Annotated in this window: 14 protein-coding genes; 11 read left to right on the top strand and 3 right to left on the bottom strand. The window is 46.4% G+C overall.

Features of this window, described 5'->3' with window-relative positions:
- Nucleotides 1-305 precede the first annotated feature (305 nt).
- Nucleotides 306-1433, bottom strand: a complete 1128-nt coding sequence (locus R3D00_17320; protein MEZ4774948.1) for a TRAP transporter substrate-binding protein — start codon at nucleotides 1431-1433, stop codon at nucleotides 306-308.
- A gap of 50 nt (nucleotides 1434-1483) precedes the next feature.
- Nucleotides 1484-2695, bottom strand: a complete 1212-nt coding sequence (locus R3D00_17315) for a hypothetical protein (GenBank protein MEZ4774947.1) — start codon at nucleotides 2693-2695, stop codon at nucleotides 1484-1486.
- A gap of 122 nt (nucleotides 2696-2817) precedes the next feature.
- On the opposite strand from R3D00_17315, the gene R3D00_17310 reads away from it, so the two are divergent.
- From R3D00_17310 to R3D00_17300, 3 genes are read left to right on the top strand one after another with little or no spacing between them, the layout of a single operon-like run.
- On the top strand, nucleotides 2818-4794 hold the full coding sequence (locus tag R3D00_17310; GenBank protein MEZ4774946.1) for a ThuA domain-containing protein: 1977 nt from the start codon (nucleotides 2818-2820) through the stop codon (nucleotides 4792-4794).
- Nucleotides 4795-4819: 25 nt separating this feature from the next.
- Nucleotides 4820-6238 carry a Gfo/Idh/MocA family oxidoreductase gene (locus R3D00_17305; protein ID MEZ4774945.1) on the top strand — a complete coding sequence of 473 codons (1419 nt, stop codon included), beginning with the start codon at nucleotides 4820-4822 and terminating at the stop codon, nucleotides 6236-6238.
- 8 nt (nucleotides 6239-6246) lie between these two features.
- Nucleotides 6247-7008, top strand: a complete 762-nt coding sequence (locus R3D00_17300) for an SDR family oxidoreductase (protein MEZ4774944.1) — start codon at nucleotides 6247-6249, stop codon at nucleotides 7006-7008.
- Here R3D00_17300 and R3D00_17295 read toward each other — a convergent pair.
- On the bottom strand, nucleotides 7005-7691 hold the full coding sequence (locus R3D00_17295; GenBank protein MEZ4774943.1) for a hypothetical protein: 687 nt from the start codon (nucleotides 7689-7691) through the stop codon (nucleotides 7005-7007). The two genes, R3D00_17300 and R3D00_17295, sit on opposite strands and share 4 nt — an antisense overlap.
- A gap of 236 nt (nucleotides 7692-7927) precedes the next feature.
- On the opposite strand from R3D00_17295, the gene R3D00_17290 reads away from it, so the two are divergent.
- The 8 genes from R3D00_17290 (at nucleotide 7928) to R3D00_17255 (ending at nucleotide 17473) form a co-directional block, all read left to right on the top strand.
- Complete coding sequence (locus R3D00_17290; GenBank protein ID MEZ4774942.1) at nucleotides 7928-9334, top strand: putative oxidoreductase C-terminal domain-containing protein; 1407 nt, start codon at nucleotides 7928-7930, stop codon at nucleotides 9332-9334.
- Nucleotides 9334-10716 carry an SLC13 family permease gene (locus R3D00_17285; GenBank protein MEZ4774941.1) on the top strand — a complete coding sequence of 461 codons (1383 nt, stop codon included), beginning with the start codon at nucleotides 9334-9336 and terminating at the stop codon, nucleotides 10714-10716. The genes R3D00_17290 and R3D00_17285 overlap by 1 nt, the downstream gene beginning before the upstream one ends.
- Before the next feature lie 10 nt (nucleotides 10717-10726).
- Nucleotides 10727-11773: a GntR family transcriptional regulator gene (locus R3D00_17280; GenBank protein ID MEZ4774940.1), complete on the top strand. Its 1047-nt coding sequence runs from the start codon at nucleotides 10727-10729 to the stop codon at nucleotides 11771-11773.
- A 1-nt stretch (nucleotide 11774) separates the two neighbouring features.
- Nucleotides 11775-12344, top strand: coding sequence for an ECF-type sigma factor (locus R3D00_17275; protein MEZ4774939.1), 570 nt, complete (start codon nucleotides 11775-11777; stop codon nucleotides 12342-12344).
- 42 nt (nucleotides 12345-12386) lie between these two features.
- The gene (locus R3D00_17270; GenBank protein MEZ4774938.1) at nucleotides 12387-14927 is read left to right on the top strand and encodes a serine/threonine-protein kinase; all 2541 of its coding nucleotides are present in this window, start codon (nucleotides 12387-12389) and stop codon (nucleotides 14925-14927) included.
- 110 nt (nucleotides 14928-15037) lie between these two features.
- Entirely contained in the window at nucleotides 15038-15934 is an 897-nt protein-coding gene (locus R3D00_17265) for a hypothetical protein (protein MEZ4774937.1), read from the top strand.
- 38 nt (nucleotides 15935-15972) lie between these two features.
- On the top strand, nucleotides 15973-16455 hold the full coding sequence (locus R3D00_17260) for a hypothetical protein (protein ID MEZ4774936.1): 483 nt from the start codon (nucleotides 15973-15975) through the stop codon (nucleotides 16453-16455).
- A 46-nt stretch (nucleotides 16456-16501) separates the two neighbouring features.
- Nucleotides 16502-17473, top strand: coding sequence for a DUF4892 domain-containing protein (locus R3D00_17255; protein MEZ4774935.1), 972 nt, complete (start codon nucleotides 16502-16504; stop codon nucleotides 17471-17473).
- Nucleotide 17474: the final 1 nt, after the last annotated feature.

The raw sequence follows: 17474 nt of genomic DNA, 5'->3' as shown, positions 1-17474 counted from the left end.
ACAAATATCGCAATAATTGCCGTATAGCCAATAACACTATTTCAGGCAAAATTTGTTTTTTTTCGCTGCATAAATGCTGTAAGAAAAACAGCGAAGTCTGCGTATTTTTTTTATGTTACCGCTATTTCCTTACGAATAATAAGCAATGTGAAGGGTTTGGATATAGTAAGAAATTTAGGTGCCAGAAAGAAATCTCCTGTCTTCGCAGTATGTCATGATAGACAAAAGCCCGGATTCTTACATCCGGGCTAAAGAAAAAAGTTCAATTTCTGAATTAAAAATGATCCTTAGGAAAAGGTCCCTTATCAGCCACTGATCACATTGTAATAAATCTTCTCAGTGTATTCGGCCCATTTTTTAGCTGCGGCCTGAAAGGCAGAATAAGATTCATAGATTTCCTTAGCCTGGGCATTTTCAGAAACCATCCGGTCCAATACTTGTTTTGTGATTTCCCTTAGCTTCGAAATTACTTCCTGGGGAAATTGCCTCAACTCTACTTCGCCTTCGGCGATGATTTTTTCCAGATATTCATTGTTTTTGGCCTCTATCTCAGAGAGTGTCCAAAGATTTTGCCGGTAGATCGCCGCAATCAGTATTTCCTGCAAGTCTTCGGGAAGACTTGCCAGCTTACTTTTGTTGACGATTGTTTCCAGCGTAGAGCCTGGCTCATGCCATCCCGGATAATAATAGTACCGGGCAATTTTCTGAAAGCCCATTTTATAATCATGGTAAGGGCCGATCCATTCCGTAGCATCAAGCACACCACGTTCCAGATTGGTATAGATTTCTCCGCCGGCTACATTCATCGCTGTCACTCCGGCTTCTTTCATCACCAGTCCCCCCAGACCAGGTATCCGCATTTTAAGGCCCTGAAGGTCAGCTACAGAATTGATTTCTTTATTAAACCATCCTCCCATCTGCACGCCTGTATTTCCGGAAGGAAATCCTCTGACATCAAAGGGTTCATAAATTTTATCCCACAAAGCCTGACCACCGCCACTGATGATCCATGCATTCATCTGTTGCGCGTTCATACCAAACGGAACCGAGCTGAAAAATTGTGCAGCAGGAACCTTGCCAGCCCAATAATAAGCGGCACCATTGCCTAATTCCGCAGAACCATTACTCACCGCATCGAAAGACTCAAGCGCTGGCACAAGTTCTCCTCCGCCAAATACCTGAATTTTCAATCGGCCTCCCGACATTTTGTCTACCCAATCGGCCATCAATTTACACCCCTCCCCTAAAATCGGGAAGTTAGGCGGCCAGGTTGTAACCATTTTCCAATGATACACCTTACCCGGCTCTGCGGATATTGAAGTAGCGGTTTTTGCGGTATCTTCCGGTGCACATGCCCATGTGCTTAGTACAGATGCCCCTGCAAGCGCAGCGGTACCTTTTGTAAGAAATTTCTTCCTGCTGATGCTTTCCATTGATCCTGTTTTTCTATTGCTAAGTGTCTCAAGTTATAAAAAGAATTGGATTATTTCACCTCCAACTGGAGCGGATAGAGAAGCCTTTCATATAGGTTATTCATAAATGTATCACTCGCGGCTTCGTTGTATTGGAAAATCACATAGGCATTTTTTTCAAAATAACGGCTTCCGGCTGGCACTTCTGTATCGTGGTCGTGAATGAGCCTCCGGTTCCAATATCTTCCATTGGCAGCAGAAGGGGTAATTTTGGTATGTGCCTCATATAGCGGTGCGGGCGTTCCCTCTGCCTGGGTATTGTCGTAATCCAGGCGGATCGACCCCATGGCAAAGTGTTTATCCCGATTATAGAAATACAACCACGGCGCATTGGCTTCTATATGCTGACTGTCAAGATACGCAAATGTGCGGCTTTCATAGAGCGGCAAATGTTTGACCTCACCCGCTTCACGACGAAACGCCAAATCCGTAAACATACTGTCTATCGTCATCTCATCATTTCTCAACAGATTGAGCGTAACCGTTTGAAGTATTTCCATTTCGGAGGTAAATATAAAGTAAGGCAGGCTGTCGTAAAATGTGTATGCTCCTTTCAGGCCGATCTCCTCATAGGACGGGACTTTCCCCGATTTTTCGAGCCTCACCATATATTTACCCTGAAAAATATCTATATGTTCGGCCTCCATATGTGCCATGGTCTGGTAAGGCACCTCTTGCTTCGCAAAGTTTGGGCTCCAGTGAATTTTCATACCTGACCGCTGAATACGAAGGCTATCCAACGCCTTTAATGTCAATGCCGTCAGATGTCCGGGCGGATAATTATTTTCCGGTACATCCGTTTTTGTACCCAAATCAGCAATAAAATATGGATTTTCAATAAGCAGACCGGGTGCGTCTCCGGTAACGATCAATGAACCTGAGAGACTATGGGTTTCATCATTACAAGGCAACAGACTCACATGGCGTAATCCATGAGGGGGAAGACTGACGGGGAATACCACCTGAATAATCCCCGGATTTTCGGGTAATACCCGAAACTGCACAGGAACATGGCCCTCATCCGAACCAAAAATCATACAAATCTGAGCAGGAACCGGCGTGCGTTCTTTCAGCGGAAAAAATACTTCCACATATTCTTTTTTTCGTTCCAGCCCATGGGTCTCACGCACCGTAACATGCGCCAGTTCCCAGTCTTCACTACATGCAGAAAACATTGCAATAAGCGCAATGACAAGCGATTTCATCAGGTTTTTAAGCAACATAAGGCAATTACATTATCCATTGGGGGCAATCGATTTTTAATATCGCTTTTCCACAACAATGATAGAAAGTTTGCATCAAAGCAAACATATTTATAGCTTATTCCATCATTCTAACTACTACTATGAAAGATAAAATTTTTAAGTTGCCCTTATGGGTTCTGATTTTTGTGTTTTCAATGAATTTTTCAAATATGCTGGCCGAACCTGTTTCGTTGGCAAAATTTGTGGTTCATGCCGGGAAATATGACCGGTATAATACACCTGTAAGCGCCTCACTCACCGGGATATCGCTCCCTGCCGATGGTGATTTCTCTTTATTTGAGATTACCGAAAAAGGCAAAATCCAGATAAAATCTCAGGTTGAAAGTGGAAAAAATCCACTTTTGTGGTGGGTGATTCAAGGAAAAACCGCAGCGGGTTCCTCCCGGGTTTTTGAGCTGGTCTCTGGTAGCAAACCGGAATCCGCCTCGACCGGAATCACCGCTAAAGATATCCATGGGTCAGTAGTTTTTGAGACTGACGGAAAAAAAATTCTTCAATATCAGTACGAAGAAATGGCAGAGCCGGAAGGCAAAAATCCGCTGTACCGCAGGGGTGGATTTATCCATCCCCTCTGGACGCCGGCGGGCGAAACACTTACCCGCGTTCAGCCTTCCGACCATTACCATCATTACGGCATATGGAATCCCTGGACCCATACTACATTTCAGGGGCGGAAAATTGACTTCTGGAATCTGATCGAAGGCCAGGGAACAGTCAGACCCCAACCCCACCCTGCCATCCAGTCAGGCCCGGTATTTGGACAGGTTTCGGCTGTACATGAACACGTGGATCTCATGGCGCCCCATCCTTCAGGCTCCCTGACAGCTTTATCCGAAAACTGGGACATTCGGGTGTGGAAAGCTGATGCTGAAAATAAAATCTGGCTGGTAGATTTTGTTTCAAAACTACATTGTGCAACAGATAGCCCCCTTACCATTGATGCATACCGCTACCAGGGATTTGGCTTCAGGGCTACGGCAAAGTGGGACGACAAAACGGCGACCTTACTTACCTCTGAGGGAAAAAACAAAACTGACGGAAATGCCACCCAGGCCCGTTGGTGTGATGTCAATGGTGTGTCTGTCGCTGGCACTTCCGGTGTTCTTTTTATGACCCATCCTACCAACCACAACTTTCCTGAACAATTGCGCATTTGGCCCACGGGCGCCAATGATGGAAAAGAAAATGTGTTTTTTAATTTTAACCCGGCTCAGGAAGAAGACTGGGTACTCCACCCCGGCAATGAATATGTGCTGAGTTACCGCATGATGATCTATGACGGAAAAATCACGCCTGAAACAGCAGATCAATATTGGAACAACTTTGCACGTCCACCGAAAGTGGAGGTAGTGTACAAACGCCCTGCACACAAACCAAGAGTTTTGGTATTTACTAAAAATGGAAAAGGCTATGTTCATGACAACCTCGCAACTGCGACAGAAGCGATCCGGAAGCTGGGAGCTGAAAATGGGTTTGATGTGGATGCTTCCGATGATGCGTCGGTCATGACAGATGAAAATCTGAAAAAATACGACGCACTGATTTTTGCCAGCACCAACAACGAGACCTTTGATACAGATGCCCAAAAGCAGGCATTTCAGCGCTACATCGAAAATGGGGGCGGTTTCGCAGGCATTCATTCTGCCAGTGGTTCAGAACGCCAATGGCCATGGTTTCAGCAAATGCTGGGCGGGAAATTCAGAAGACATCCGCCGCTTCAACCATTTAGTATAGAAGTGGTAGACAGATTCCACCCTTCTACCCTTTCATTTGGCGCGATATGGGAATGGGAAGACGAATGTTATTACCTCGACAATCTCAGCCCGCGTATTCATGTTCTTCTTGCTGCCGATCTTCGCACGATCACAGATGAAAAAAAGGTGGAATACCCGGGAAACAACTTTGGAGATAAGTTTCCGATCAGTTGGTCTCAGGAACAATACGGCGGCAGACAATGGTACACTGCCCTTGGCCACAAAAAAGAATATTACAGCAATCCCGAGTTTCTCAGCCATATTCTCGGCGGAATTCTTTGGACTATTGATAAAAACCCTTAAACTAACGATTAACTATACTGCTATTATGAAAAGTAATCAAAAAGACACCCCCAAAAATAAGGGCCTTTCCCGCCGGGAATATATTAAAACCGCTACCGCAGGAACGGTTGGTATGCTGTTTTTCCCTTCCATTGTTCCTGCCTCAGTGTTTGGAAAAAATGCACCCAGCAATAAAATACAAATTGGTCAGATTGGCTTTGGCCGTATTGCTCAGAGCCATGACCTGCCGGATACCATTCGCTACGATCAGTGTCGGGTAATCGCCGTTGCAGATCTCGACAAAAAACGGGTAGCTGACGGAAAAAAATGGATTGAAGGGTGGTATGAAAAGGAAAAAGGTCAAAAAAACTTTGTAGATGTAAAAACCTACGATGATTATCGCAACCTGCTGGCAAACAAAGAAATAGATGCTGTCATCATCAGTACGCCAGACCACTGGCACGCACAACCCGCCATTGAAGCTGCATTGGCTGGAAAAGATATTTACCTGCAGAAACCTGCCTCTTTGACAATTAAAGAAGGACGGAAAATGAGCGATACCGTTCACCATACAGGGGTAATTTTCCAGATTGGCAGTCAGCAGCGCTCCCAAAGCCCCTGGCCTCAGTTTAAACGCGCCTGTGAACTGGTACGCAATGGCCGGATCGGGGAACTTCATACGGTAAAAATCGGCCTTCCAGGGGATCCTTCCGGTAATGTAGAAGCAGAGATGCCGATTCCCGCAAATCTTAATTATGATATGTGGCTAGGGTCAACGGAATCTGTGTTTTACACCGAAAACAGGGTACACCCTCAGGCAGATTACTCGCGTCCGGGCTGGCTCAGGTGCGAACAATTTGGCGCCGGGATGATTACCGGCTGGGGTGCACACCACGTGGATACTGCGCACTGGGGGATGGGAACTGAATATACCGGACCGGTAGAAATTATGGCGGAAGCAGAATTCCCCCGCTCAGGTCTGTGGAATGTTCATGGTGATTTCACGGTAAAAGCCAAATATGCCAACGGCGTTACGATGAAAGTCAGCGGATCCTATCCCAATGGTGTGCGTTTCGAAGGTTCCGAAGGATGGATTTTTGTCTCCAGAGGCAATGTTGGCGTAACCGCCACTGATCCTTCCAATGCCAAAAATAGTGAAGCATTTAGTGCCAGCAGCCCTAAAATCCTTCAGTCGATGATTGGTGCAGATGAAATTCACCTCTACGAAAGCCCCGATCAGCACCTCAACTGGCTGGAATCGATCATTAGCCGGCAAGAAACCATTGCCCCGGCCGAAATTGCGCACCGGTCATGTTCGGCTTGCCTCTTGATGCATATCGGCATGAAACTCGGGCGAAAACTTAACTGGGATCCGGCGAGAGAACGGTTTATCAATGATGATGCGGCCAATTCGATGTTGTCAAGACCTCAGCGTTATCCTTATGGAACCGATTATATCAACTAATCAATCGTATGAACAGAAATCCTTTTTCCCTTGATGGGAAAATTGCACTGATCACCGGAGGGGGAACAGGCATTGGGCTGGGCGTCGCTAAAAGCATGATTGAAGCAGGCGCAAAAGTCATTATCAGTGGCCGGCGGGAAGATGTGTTAAAAACTGCCGTTACAGGCCTGGGCCCCCATGCCGCTTATGAGATCAATGACATTGCCAATCAGGCCGGGATTCCCGCTTTTGTCAGTGGTCTGGAAAAACGGTTTGGCCACATAGATATTCTTGTCAATAATGCCGGCATTCACCTGAAAAAATACGCACAGGAAACTTCTGATGAAGAATTTTTACGGGTGATTCAGACCAATTTGCTGAGTGTATTTTCCCTTACCCGAGAATGCGCCAAAGGAATGATTGAAAGACAATCGGGAAGCATCATTATGATCAGCTCGATGGCTGCACTTTTTGGTATTGATCGGGTAGTCGCTTACAGTACGGCAAAAACTGCATTAACCGGACTGATGAATACCCTGATGACAGAGTATTCTCCATATAATGTCCGCATCAATGCTATAGCGCCGGGTTGGATTGAATCGGAGATGTTTTACAAGGCAATCAATTCTGATCCGGACCGCAAAGCCAAAATAGAAAATCGTATTGCAATGCCCGGTTTTGGGAGACCCGACGATATCGGCAATGCAGCTGTGTTTCTGGCCTCAGATGCTGCCCGGTATATTACAGGGGTTGTATTGCCGGTAGATGGTGGCGCCGTTGTTAATTTTTAATTCGATTTGGGTTTGGAGAGGAGTACGTTCAGACTCACTCTTGCATTCAGGCCGTTGCCGCGAATCGGTTCTTCGATGTGGGCAGCTACAATATCCTTTCCACCCACTACCCCTGTGTATTTACCCATCCGGTAAGTTACACCTCCCCGGATTTCCAGTCTGGGCAGAATAAAAAATCCTGTTCCCAGTCCGGCGTGAATGGTGCCGATGCTGCCGACAATTCTGGCATCCCTTACATCCTCGCTGTTGGCAATACTTGCAGAAGCATCAAACACCTTCAGACTCATTCCCGGAAGCCATCCAAACTGGATATAGGGCTGAACCGGGCTGTTCCTATTAAAAAAATACAGGTAATCGAGCGAGTAAACCCGGAGCAGGGCCTTTCCTTCTGCGCCGGCAAAAGTTACCAGATGTGCGGTTCGGTCATAGGTGAATTCAAATACATTGCCTTCATATCTGACACCTATTCCAAAACCAAATCCTGCTCCGCCGTCCACCTGTGGTACAAGAAAAACCTCTGAAGGAGTGACCAAAACAGAATTTCCATTGAGGCCACCCTGTGTGTTCTGATAAGGCAGATGTGCAGAAATATACACACCCTGAAACAGGCCATTCTGTGCAGATGTCTGCCCATGAAACAAGCCGGATAGAATCGCGATAATAAGTATAACTCCTTTATTCATAGCTACTTAGTTTTCGGTTCTTTCCTAAGCTTAATATATTTTTACCTATTATACAAGGAAAGTTTTCATTATCTAGTTCTGCCCACCCGGTGCTGGCGGAATCTATTTTGTGGAAGTTATATTGGGAGAAACCCGCAGCATCAATCGTATCATCCGGTAAAGGCATTAAAAAACACATATTTATTTCGGTGAAACCACTTTCCCGCCTATATTAGCAAAAAGAATTCCCCGAATAGATGAAAAACTACCTGCTACGCTTTATCATTCCTGCTGTTTTTCTGTTGTTTTCAGGCAGTTGCAGCAATTCCCCACAACAATCGAATCCTTCCACTATGAAGTTTTCCGGTGCTAAAGGTGAAATTAAACTGATCACCCTGGACCCGGGGCATTTCCATGCCTCGCTGGTTCAGAAATATATGTACGACCAGGTTGATCCTACAGTGCATGTGTATGCTCCAGATGGCCCGGATGTACAAAGCTACCTCAATACCGTAACCGGCTTCAATGAAAGAGCGGAAAATCCTACAACATGGAACGAGGTCGTTTATACAGGCCCGGATTTTATGGAAAAAATGCGGGCTGAGAAAGCCGGTAATGTGGTGGTTTTGGCAGGCAATAACCAGAAAAAAACAGAATATATTCTCGCTTCCATTGAGGCCGGACTTCATGTACTGGCTGATAAGCCGATGGTGATTCAGCCGGAGGCTTTCCCGCAATTGCTCGAAGCGTTTCAAAAAGCCGAAGCCAATGGTGTGATGCTCTATGATATCATGACAGAACGGTATGAAGTCTCAACCATTCTACAGAAAGAGCTATCGCAGATTCCGTCAGTTTTCGGGGAATTAGTCCAGGGAACCGAAGCAGAGCCCGCTGTTACCAAAGAAAGTGTCCATCATTTTTCCAAAGAAGTGGCTGGCAAACCGCTGATCCGCCCTGCATGGTTTTTTGATGTTAATCAACAGGGGGAAGGCCTGGTCGATGTAACCACACACCTGGTAGATCTGATCCAGTGGGAGTGTTTTCCAGAACAGATTATTGACTATCAAAAAGATATTAAAATACAATCTGTAAGTCGCTGGGCTACAGAACTGACGCCCTCCATGTTTCGGAAAGTGACCGGCCTGGGTGAATATCCCGAATATCTTAGCAACAAGGTAAAAAATGATTCTCTGCTTGAAGTCTTCGCCAATGGCGAGATCAATTATACCCTCAAAGGTATCCACGCCAAAACTTCCGTCATCTGGAATTTTGAAGCACCGGCAGGTGCAAAGGATACTCATTATTCTATGATGCGCGGCACAAAAGCCAACCTTGTGATCAGACAAGGGGCAGAGCAAAACTACGAAGCACGGCTGTATGTAGAGCCATTGCCGGGAGATGACAGCGGCAATTTTGAATCTGCCCTGCAGGCAGCGATTCAGACCTTGAGTTCCAATTACCCGGGATTGACCCTCTCTCCTTCGGAAAATGGATTTGAAGTCGTGATTCCCGACAATTTCAAGGTGGGACATGAAGCACACTTTTCACAGGTAACTGAAAAATTTCTCAAGTATCTTGCAGAGGGGAAACTTCCGGACTGGGAAGTACCCAACATGATCGCCAAATATTATACGACGACCGAAGCATTTAAAATGAGCCGATAATGATACTGCTTGCGACTACTACTTACTATCCTTTTGTGGTTCTCCTGCTGGGAATTACTTTCGTTATCCTGACTATTGCCGTTTTCCGGATTCATGCCTTTCTGGCATTGATTCTGGCTGCAATATTTGTCGGATTGCTCAATCCCGACGTCCCGGGTAAAGAAGAAGTGAGCCGGTGGGTTCGCGCCGTAGAACAGCCGATGATAGAAATGGGAACTACCGCAGGGCAAATTGGTTTTGTCATTGCGCTGGCTTCAATTATCGGTATGGCGCTGATGGAGAGTGGTGCAGCAGATAAGATTATCCGAAAGTTTTTGTCAGTGCTGGGTGAAAAAAGAGCCGGTGTAGCACTTTTGATCAGCGGCTTTTTTCTGGCTATTCCGGTATTTTTTGATACGGTTTTTTTTCTGCTGATTCCACTCGCGATCGCCTTGAGTTCACGGATCGGAAAACGATATCTCTACTTTGTGATGGCGATTTGCGGCGGCGGTGTCATTACCCATGTATTGGTAGCACCCACACCGGGGCCATTGATCATGGCAGAAGAATATGGACTTGACCTGGGGGTTTCGATCATCGGCGGTATTGTGGCGGGACTGATTCCCGCAGTAGTTGTGCTCTATGTCTCTGACTGGCTGGACAAACGTGTGCCTGTCACCATTCCCAAAATCGCGGGCAATCAGGAATCAAAATCAGACGACGAACTGCCTTCATTTATGATGTCTGTTTTGCCGGTTATCCTTCCGGTTTTATTGATTTCTATCGCTTCACTTATCGGTATTTTGCCGAAAGAATCGGTCGCCCCTGCGCTAAAAAATCTCGTAAACTTTCTGGGGAATAAAAATATCGCCCTTTTGATTGGCGCTGTGATTGCGTTGTGGGTAATGGCAAAACAGCAGAACCTCAACCTGTTTCAGCTTACAGGCAAAATTGAATCCCCCCTCACCACTGCGGGTATTATTATCCTTATTACCAGTGCAGGTGGAGCTTTTGGGGCAATGATCAAACATACGGGCATCGGAGACGCCATATTAGCCGCCACTTCCGGCCACGAGTTAAATTATATTTTCCTCGCATGGGGAATAGCAGCTGTGATGAAAATCGCACAGGGATCCAGTACGGTAGCAATGATCACCACAGCAAATATTATGGTTCCGCTGGTTGGCGACGGCTCCACCCTGCCCTATCCGCTGCTCCTGATTTTCCTCGCAACCGGCTTTGGTTCACTCACCCTCTCATGGATGAATGACAGCGGTTTTTGGGTGGTGGGTAAAATGAGTGGATTTACAGAAAAACAAACCTTGCAAAGTCTGACATTCGTGTTATTTATGATTTCTATTACTGGTCTTGCTGAAGTTTGGTTATTTTCGCTATTTTTCTGAAAAGGGAGATATGAAAACCCATTCAAATACATCCGGCATCCTTCAATCCATACAAATCAGTGAGCATTCAGATACACCCAAATATCTCCAGCTGGTACATGCTGTAAAGGACCTCATTGTAAGGGGGAAGATTCATATCGGAGACCAGTTGCCTTCTGTAAATGAAGCCAGCTTTGAATATTATCTGGCCCGCGACACCATAGTTAAAGCCTATAACTTACTGAAAGAACAGGGCATCATCAAAGCAGTTCCGGGTAAAGGTTACTTTATTGTCAGTAATGATATTCGCAACCGATTCCGGATATTTTTACTTTTCAACAAGCTCAGTGCGCATAAAAAAATTATTTATGATGCATTTGTCAGCAGATTGAGTGAGCAGGCCTCTATTGATTTTTATGTCTATCACAATGACCAAAAGGTTTTTCGCTATCTGATCGAAGAGCATCTGGCAGAGGATTATCACTATTATGTAATTATTCCTCATTTTGAAAAAGACCGAGAAAAAGCCCACGAGATTATCAATAAAATCCCTGCTCAAAAACGAATTCTTTTGGATAATAAAGTAGAGGGGATCACTGGCAATTATGGATCTGTGTATCAAAATTTCCAAAAAGATATTTATCAATCCCTGGAAGAAGCCAGCGATCTCCTCGGAAAATATCACACTCTGAAAATGATTTTCCCGCATGGAAGTTACCATTCAGAAGATATTGTAAAAGGATTCCGGCAGTTTTGCAACCACCACCGGTTTCAGCATCAGGTATTAGGGGAAGTGCGGCCGGAAGATCTGGCCGAAGGCGTGGCTTTTGTTGTCATCAAAGACGAAGAACTGGTGCAATTAATCAAATACCTTCGGCAAACCGAACTGGTTGCCGGGCAGAATCTGGGGATCATTTCCTACAATGAAACTCCGCTAAAAGAAGTGTTGCTGGACGGTATCACCGTCATGTCCACCGAATTTGAACGCCTCGGCGAAACTGCGGCAGATATGATTTTAAACAATCAGTTTAAACACATTGAAAACCCTTTTCGTTTGATACGGAGAAGATCGTTGTAATATGTCAGCTACGAATGATTTAACCTTGCTTCTTCAGGCTGCCCGTCATGGAAATGCGCAGGCTTACGACCAGGTATTTAGCCTGGTATATAGCCAGCTCCGTCAATTGGCGCACCGTCTGCGATGGGAACAAGGGCAACAGGAAACACTCAACACCACAGCGCTGGTGCATGAAGCGTATCTTCGACTGGCAGCAGGCACCACACTTGAATGGGAAAGCCGTGCACATTTTATGGGCGTAGCTGCAAAGGCCATGCGTTTCTTGCTCATCAACTACGCCCGGCACAAACAGGCACAAAAACGAGGTGGCAAAAATGCACCGATGCCCATAGAGGAAGTCCATGATAATCTTCAGCTCTCAGGCCATCAGGAAGAATCTCTGATCGACCTCAATCAGGCTTTAGACACACTCAGTGAGTATGATTCCCGCCAGGCACAAATCATAGAGTGCCGTTTTTTCGGAGGAATGACCATTGAAGATACGGCCATGCATTTATCTTTATCTCCCGCTACGGTCAAACGCGAATGGACGATGGCAAAAGCCTGGCTACACCGCCAGCTAAACCAATAAATGACCGCTATTTTTTTATGTTTAATCCAGATTACAACAACCATGACTCCCGATCGCTGGCAACAAATTAAATCCTTGTTTCACCAGGCACTTGAACGGCCCCAAAAAGAGCATGTGGCATTTCTGCAGACTGCCTGTGGAGGAGATACCGCCATGTTTGAGGAAGTAATTGATCTGCTTTCCCACTATCAGCCGGAAGAGACATTTTTTGAAGAATGGCAGCAACAACAAGTCAGTGCCATGCTCGAATGGGGTGAGGCACCCCTTCTTCCAGGCGACCAGTTGGATAACTATCACGTACAAGAGGAAATTGGCCGGGGTGGAATGGCAATTGTATACCTGGCTGAGCGAATCGGCGACGGTTTCTCTCAAAAGGTGGCGATTAAAGTGATGAAAAGAGGTGTTGACACGGATCATGTCGTCTCCCGTTTTCACCAGGAAAGGAAATTGCTGGCATCTATCCAGCACCCCCATATTGCCCGAATGATTGACGGGGGCAGTACCCCCATGGGTTTACCCTATTTTGTGATGGAATATATCGGGGGAGAGCCACTAATCGATTACATCAACCGGGTAAACCCCTCCATTCAGGATCGTATACGGCTTTTTATGAGTATTCTGGACGCGGTAGCTTACGCACATGGCCGTCTGATCTTACACCGGGATCTGAAACCCGCCAATATATTGGTGGACGACCGTGGGGAAATCAAGCTGCTGGATTTTGGTATTGCCCGACTGCTTGACGAAGATGCCCAACACCTTACCCAGGACGGACAGCAGTGGCTGACACCCGCCTACGCTAGTCCCGAACAAATGGAAGGGCTCCCCCTTGGCACAGCCTCAGACCTCTACCAATTGGGGCTGGTATTGTACGAGATGATCACTTCCCGGCGGCCTTATCACCTGGAGGGAAAAGACAGACATCAACAACAGGAAATCATTCAAACAACTGCTCCTGCCAGCCACGAACAGTTACAGGGCGATCTGGCAGCGATTGTATTTATGGCATTGAGGAAAGAACCTGAACGCCGGTATGCCAGTGTATCGGCTATGGCAGACGACCTCAACCGATGGATGGAAAACCGTCCGGTATTGGCCCAGCCCGATAGCTGGAGTTATCGCACTTCGCGCTACTTTCGCCGTAACCGGCGAACCATAATTGCTGCTGCAATGATTGTATTGTCCCTGACAAGTGGGCTTGGCATTGCCCTTTGGCAAGCACGACAGGCGCGAATCGCCCGAGACCGCGCAGAAGCCACACTTTCATGGCTGGTAGGCTTTTTTGACAGCCCCAATCCTTTCCACCAACAGGATCTGGGGCCCGATCTCTCTGTCAGGGAATTTCTTTCGACCGCCATTCCAGGAATTGAAAAAGACCTTGCCGGACAACCCATCGTGCAGGCAGATTTATATGCAGCTGCGGCAAAAATGTATGCAGGACTTACCATTTACGATTCTGCCTATTCGCTTAATCAAAAAGCGATAAAGTACTACCCGGAAGGAAGCCCGGAGCAGATCTCCATGATTTTCCAGATGGCACAAAATACAACTACCGCCCATTTGGCAGACTCCCTGTACCTGGAGGCATTGCGCCTCGCATTGGAAACCCGCGATAGAGACTTTACGCCTGCACAGGTATGGCAGAGCTGGGGGTACAGCCTTGTCACAAGGGGAGAAATGGTAATGGCTGATTCTGTACTCTCTCTTGCCATAAAGGATTTCACTGCTCATCAACAGGAAAGAACAGAACCCTATCTCATCGCACTTCACGCACGTGCCATGGCCCGCCGTGATCTGGGTGCCTATGGCGAAGCGGATTCTCTGATGGGGATTGCCACCATTTTAGCTCGGGAAGTATATCCCGCGACCCATCCCTATCATGCGATTTTACTCAATTCCAGAGCTGTTGTAGCCCGCTATCAGCAAAAAACAGATACGGCAGAAGCCTGGCTCCGGCAGGCGCTTGTCATGCAGGAAAAAATTCTCCCACCTACCCATGACGAAATTCTCAGTACCCTGCACAACCTGGCACTCGTATTGGGCGATAATGGAAAATTTGCGGAAGAGGAAGAAATTTACCGGAAAAATCTGCAATTAAAGGCGCAAAAATATGGCACGGACTCCTATATGTATGCCAATACCCTTCAAAATCTGAGTCTGAGTCTCAAACGACAAAACCGCCTTGGTGAAGCCTCAGATTCACTTCTCCGTACCTATGAAATTTATCGTAAAACGCTTCCCGGGTCCAATCCGCGCGCTGCATACCCACTCATAACGCTCTGCCTGGTACAGTACGACCAGGGCAACTATCAGGCCTCTGTGAACACTGCAACGCAGGCGAGAGATTATCTGCAAAATTCCCTGCCTGACGGCCACCCGGTTCTTGCTGATATCGCTTTGTTTTTGGGAAGAAGCCTGGTTAAGGTGGGGAAATTATCCTCTGCGAAAGATTTGTTGATGGAAGCTGTAGGTGCGTACTCCAAAGACGGTTCCGCAAAGTATAACCTCCCAATGGCCAGATCGGCATTAGCGGAACTCTATCAATTGGAGGGAAGACCCGATCTGGCGAAAGAGTGGGAATAAAAAATAAAAAAAATCACTTTTCCATGAGCCAATTGTAAGCGAATTGGGGAGAATACTTATAAACCGCCTGATCAGCGGACATTCACAGTATTCACTAATTCGTTTACAACATGAACAGTTACTTAAAATTGATTTTTTTCACCCTTGCTCTGGCTTTTACAAGTCTTCTCCATGCGCAAACCGGAGGCTCGTGGCAAGGTACATGGAACTCTGATTTTGGCGAGCTTCGTCTGCACCAAAATGGATCCAAAGTATTTGGAGACTATAGCAACGTAGGATTTCTGGAAGGAACACTTAGCGGCAGCACCGTTCGCGGCACATTTGACAATAAAGGGAAAAAAGGCAGCTTCGAATTTTCTATTTCTCCGGACAAAAAAAACATCAAGGGTAAATGGGCGTGGGGTACAGCCACGCCTTCCGGTGCCTGGAATGCTACCCTGAAAAGCAACGAAAAACCTATTCTGGTTTCTGTTCCCTTTCGAACCAAAAGTCTCCGATACAGACTGACGCTGGATAATATCTGGATCGCTTCAGTAGATGACGGACCTGAGGGGATTTTTTCAGGATATGAACTTTATGGCATCGGGTGGTGCAGGGCTTTTGACCGGTCAGGAAAACAAATCACTCCCTTTGATGTGCGGTACACAGATAAATATGGCCGATTTTGGGAGATATTCCCTAAAAACTACATCAAAACCGATATCAGCACTCGTCCCTATCTTATTGGCAAAGCCATCACTTTTGATTTCCCCCTGCAGCCCAACGAATCTCTCGACGACATGATGCGCAATACAAAAATCGAGCTGACCATCGAGTTGAAAGACTACGATACTGCTTCCTCCTCCGACATTTTGGGTAAAGAGCGCGTTACCATTCCCTTGAACGAAGCCAGTATTCCCGCCTACACAGGAAATACAGCCCCTTCCAATAAACAGGGTTTTGGCTACCTGCATATCACGCATGGCAAAGGCCATATCATAGTGACCTATCATGTCGAACGACTGTAATCTTTTAACCATTTTATTTACTTAACAACAATTAAACAATGAAGAATTTTCTTTTGGCAATTATCGCATGCCTGAGCATGGGCACACTGTATGGGCAAATCGGTATTGAAGCCCGTCCGCAAAAGAGTTTTGCAAAAATGCTGGCCGAATCTCCCGAATCACTGTTGGTCAACTGGAGTAAGCAGCCCTGGGAAAAAATGTTTGAATTTTATGCCGACCCTGCCATTAGTGAAAACTACCCGGCACTGAAAGAAGGTTTTGTGATTTTCGTAACCGCACAAATCGTTCGTGAAGGAAAAACGGTTTACGAAGCGGAAGCTATTGCCAAAACGAGTTTTCCCGGCAATATTCTCTTTCCCGGTACGATATTTTTTCCTGGCAATATTCTCTTTCCCGGTACAATCCTGGATAAACTCGGACCCGGAGAATACCAACTCAATCTGGGGTGCCGGATGAAAGAGCCTGGATTAAATGAAGCACTGAATATCAGCGGCAAACGCAGCTTTTCTTTCAAACTATAAATTGAGTCCAACATCTGTAACAGGAATTAAAAAATATTCAAACGATATGAGATATATTGCATTCATCCTGATTTTGATTTGCACCGCAATCCAAAGCTTTGGACAGGATAAGCCAGGATCTAAAGACCATCCGATTATCAGCCGCTACCCCGGTTCCGAAATCCGCCATTACTATTTCCGCGAATATGACGAAATCAAATTTGTCAAAACCAATCCGCAGGGAACACCCGGTGAGTGGCTTGAACTGGCAGGCAAACATACCGCGATTGTCTATGCAGGGCCTACCGGAAGAAGCCCGCTGGAAGTGATGAAAAACTACCGGGAAGCGTTGGAAAGAGCTGGTGCGGAAATTGTCTATGCGTGTAAGGGAAATGGTTGCGACGGGGGAAAAGCGTATTATGACTTTAAGTTTTTTAATATCGTTTATACCCAGTCGGGTCGCCATGCAGATGATGATCATTATCTCTATGGCGGAAGCGCAAGTCAGGACCAACAATATCTTGTAGCCAAATTACCTGGTGAAGAAACCACCACGTATATAGAAATTGGCGTAACAGGAGCTTGGTTTGGGGTCGATTCCTGGACAACGATGGAAGTACTGGAAGAAAAAAATGCAGAGACGGGACTTGTCACGGTAAATGCCGATGTGATCAAAGAAAAGATAGATAAAGAAGGCAAGATTGCGCTTTATGGAATTTACTTCGATACAGGAAAGTCCACCCTGAAACCCGAATCCGAAAACGAACTTCGGGCTATTGCCGAGTATTTGCAGCGCAATCCGTCAGAACTCCTTTATATCGTCGGTCATACCGATGATACCGGCAGTCTGAGCAGCAATCAGACATTGTCTGAGCAACGCGCACAAGCGGTGGTTACGGCACTTACCCAGCGATATCGTGTAGCTGCCAGCCGGCTTAGTGGCTATGGTGTAGGCCCACTCAGCCCCGTTGCAGATAATCGCAACGAAACCGGGCGGGCCAAAAACCGACGGGTTGAACTCGTGAGAAGGATGCGTTAAT

Source organism: Bacteroidia bacterium (assembly GCA_041391665.1).
Taxonomy (GTDB): domain Bacteria; phylum Bacteroidota; class Bacteroidia; order J057; family J057; genus JAGQVA01.
The sequence above is the reverse complement of the archived record's forward strand: the minus strand, read 5'-3'. Positions and strand labels throughout refer to the sequence as shown.

Excerpts from the sequence above, each read along its gene's own strand:
- R3D00_17285 (MEZ4774941.1), top strand. The coding sequence starts at position 9,334 with ATGATACTGCTTGCGACTACTACTTACTATCCTTTTGTGGTTCTCCTG.
- R3D00_17260 (MEZ4774936.1), top strand. The coding sequence starts at position 15,973 with ATGAAGAATTTTCTTTTGGCAATTATCGCATGCCTGAGCATGGGCACA.
- R3D00_17290 (MEZ4774942.1), top strand. The coding sequence starts at position 7,928 with ATGAAAAACTACCTGCTACGCTTTATCATTCCTGCTGTTTTTCTGTTG.
- R3D00_17270 (MEZ4774938.1), top strand. The coding sequence starts at position 12,387 with ATGACTCCCGATCGCTGGCAACAAATTAAATCCTTGTTTCACCAGGCA.
- R3D00_17300 (MEZ4774944.1), top strand. The coding sequence starts at position 6,247 with ATGAACAGAAATCCTTTTTCCCTTGATGGGAAAATTGCACTGATCACC.
- R3D00_17310 (MEZ4774946.1), top strand. The coding sequence starts at position 2,818 with ATGAAAGATAAAATTTTTAAGTTGCCCTTATGGGTTCTGATTTTTGTG.
- R3D00_17305 (MEZ4774945.1), top strand. The coding sequence starts at position 4,820 with ATGAAAAGTAATCAAAAAGACACCCCCAAAAATAAGGGCCTTTCCCGC.
- R3D00_17280 (MEZ4774940.1), top strand. The coding sequence starts at position 10,727 with ATGAAAACCCATTCAAATACATCCGGCATCCTTCAATCCATACAAATC.
- R3D00_17320 (MEZ4774948.1), bottom strand. The coding sequence starts at position 1,433 with ATGGAAAGCATCAGCAGGAAGAAATTTCTTACAAAAGGTACCGCTGCG.
- R3D00_17315 (MEZ4774947.1), bottom strand. The coding sequence starts at position 2,695 with ATGTTGCTTAAAAACCTGATGAAATCGCTTGTCATTGCGCTTATTGCA.
- R3D00_17275 (MEZ4774939.1), top strand. The coding sequence starts at position 11,775 with ATGTCAGCTACGAATGATTTAACCTTGCTTCTTCAGGCTGCCCGTCAT.
- R3D00_17295 (MEZ4774943.1), bottom strand. The coding sequence starts at position 7,691 with ATGAATAAAGGAGTTATACTTATTATCGCGATTCTATCCGGCTTGTTT.
- R3D00_17255 (MEZ4774935.1), top strand. The coding sequence starts at position 16,502 with ATGAGATATATTGCATTCATCCTGATTTTGATTTGCACCGCAATCCAA.
- R3D00_17265 (MEZ4774937.1), top strand. The coding sequence starts at position 15,038 with ATGAACAGTTACTTAAAATTGATTTTTTTCACCCTTGCTCTGGCTTTT.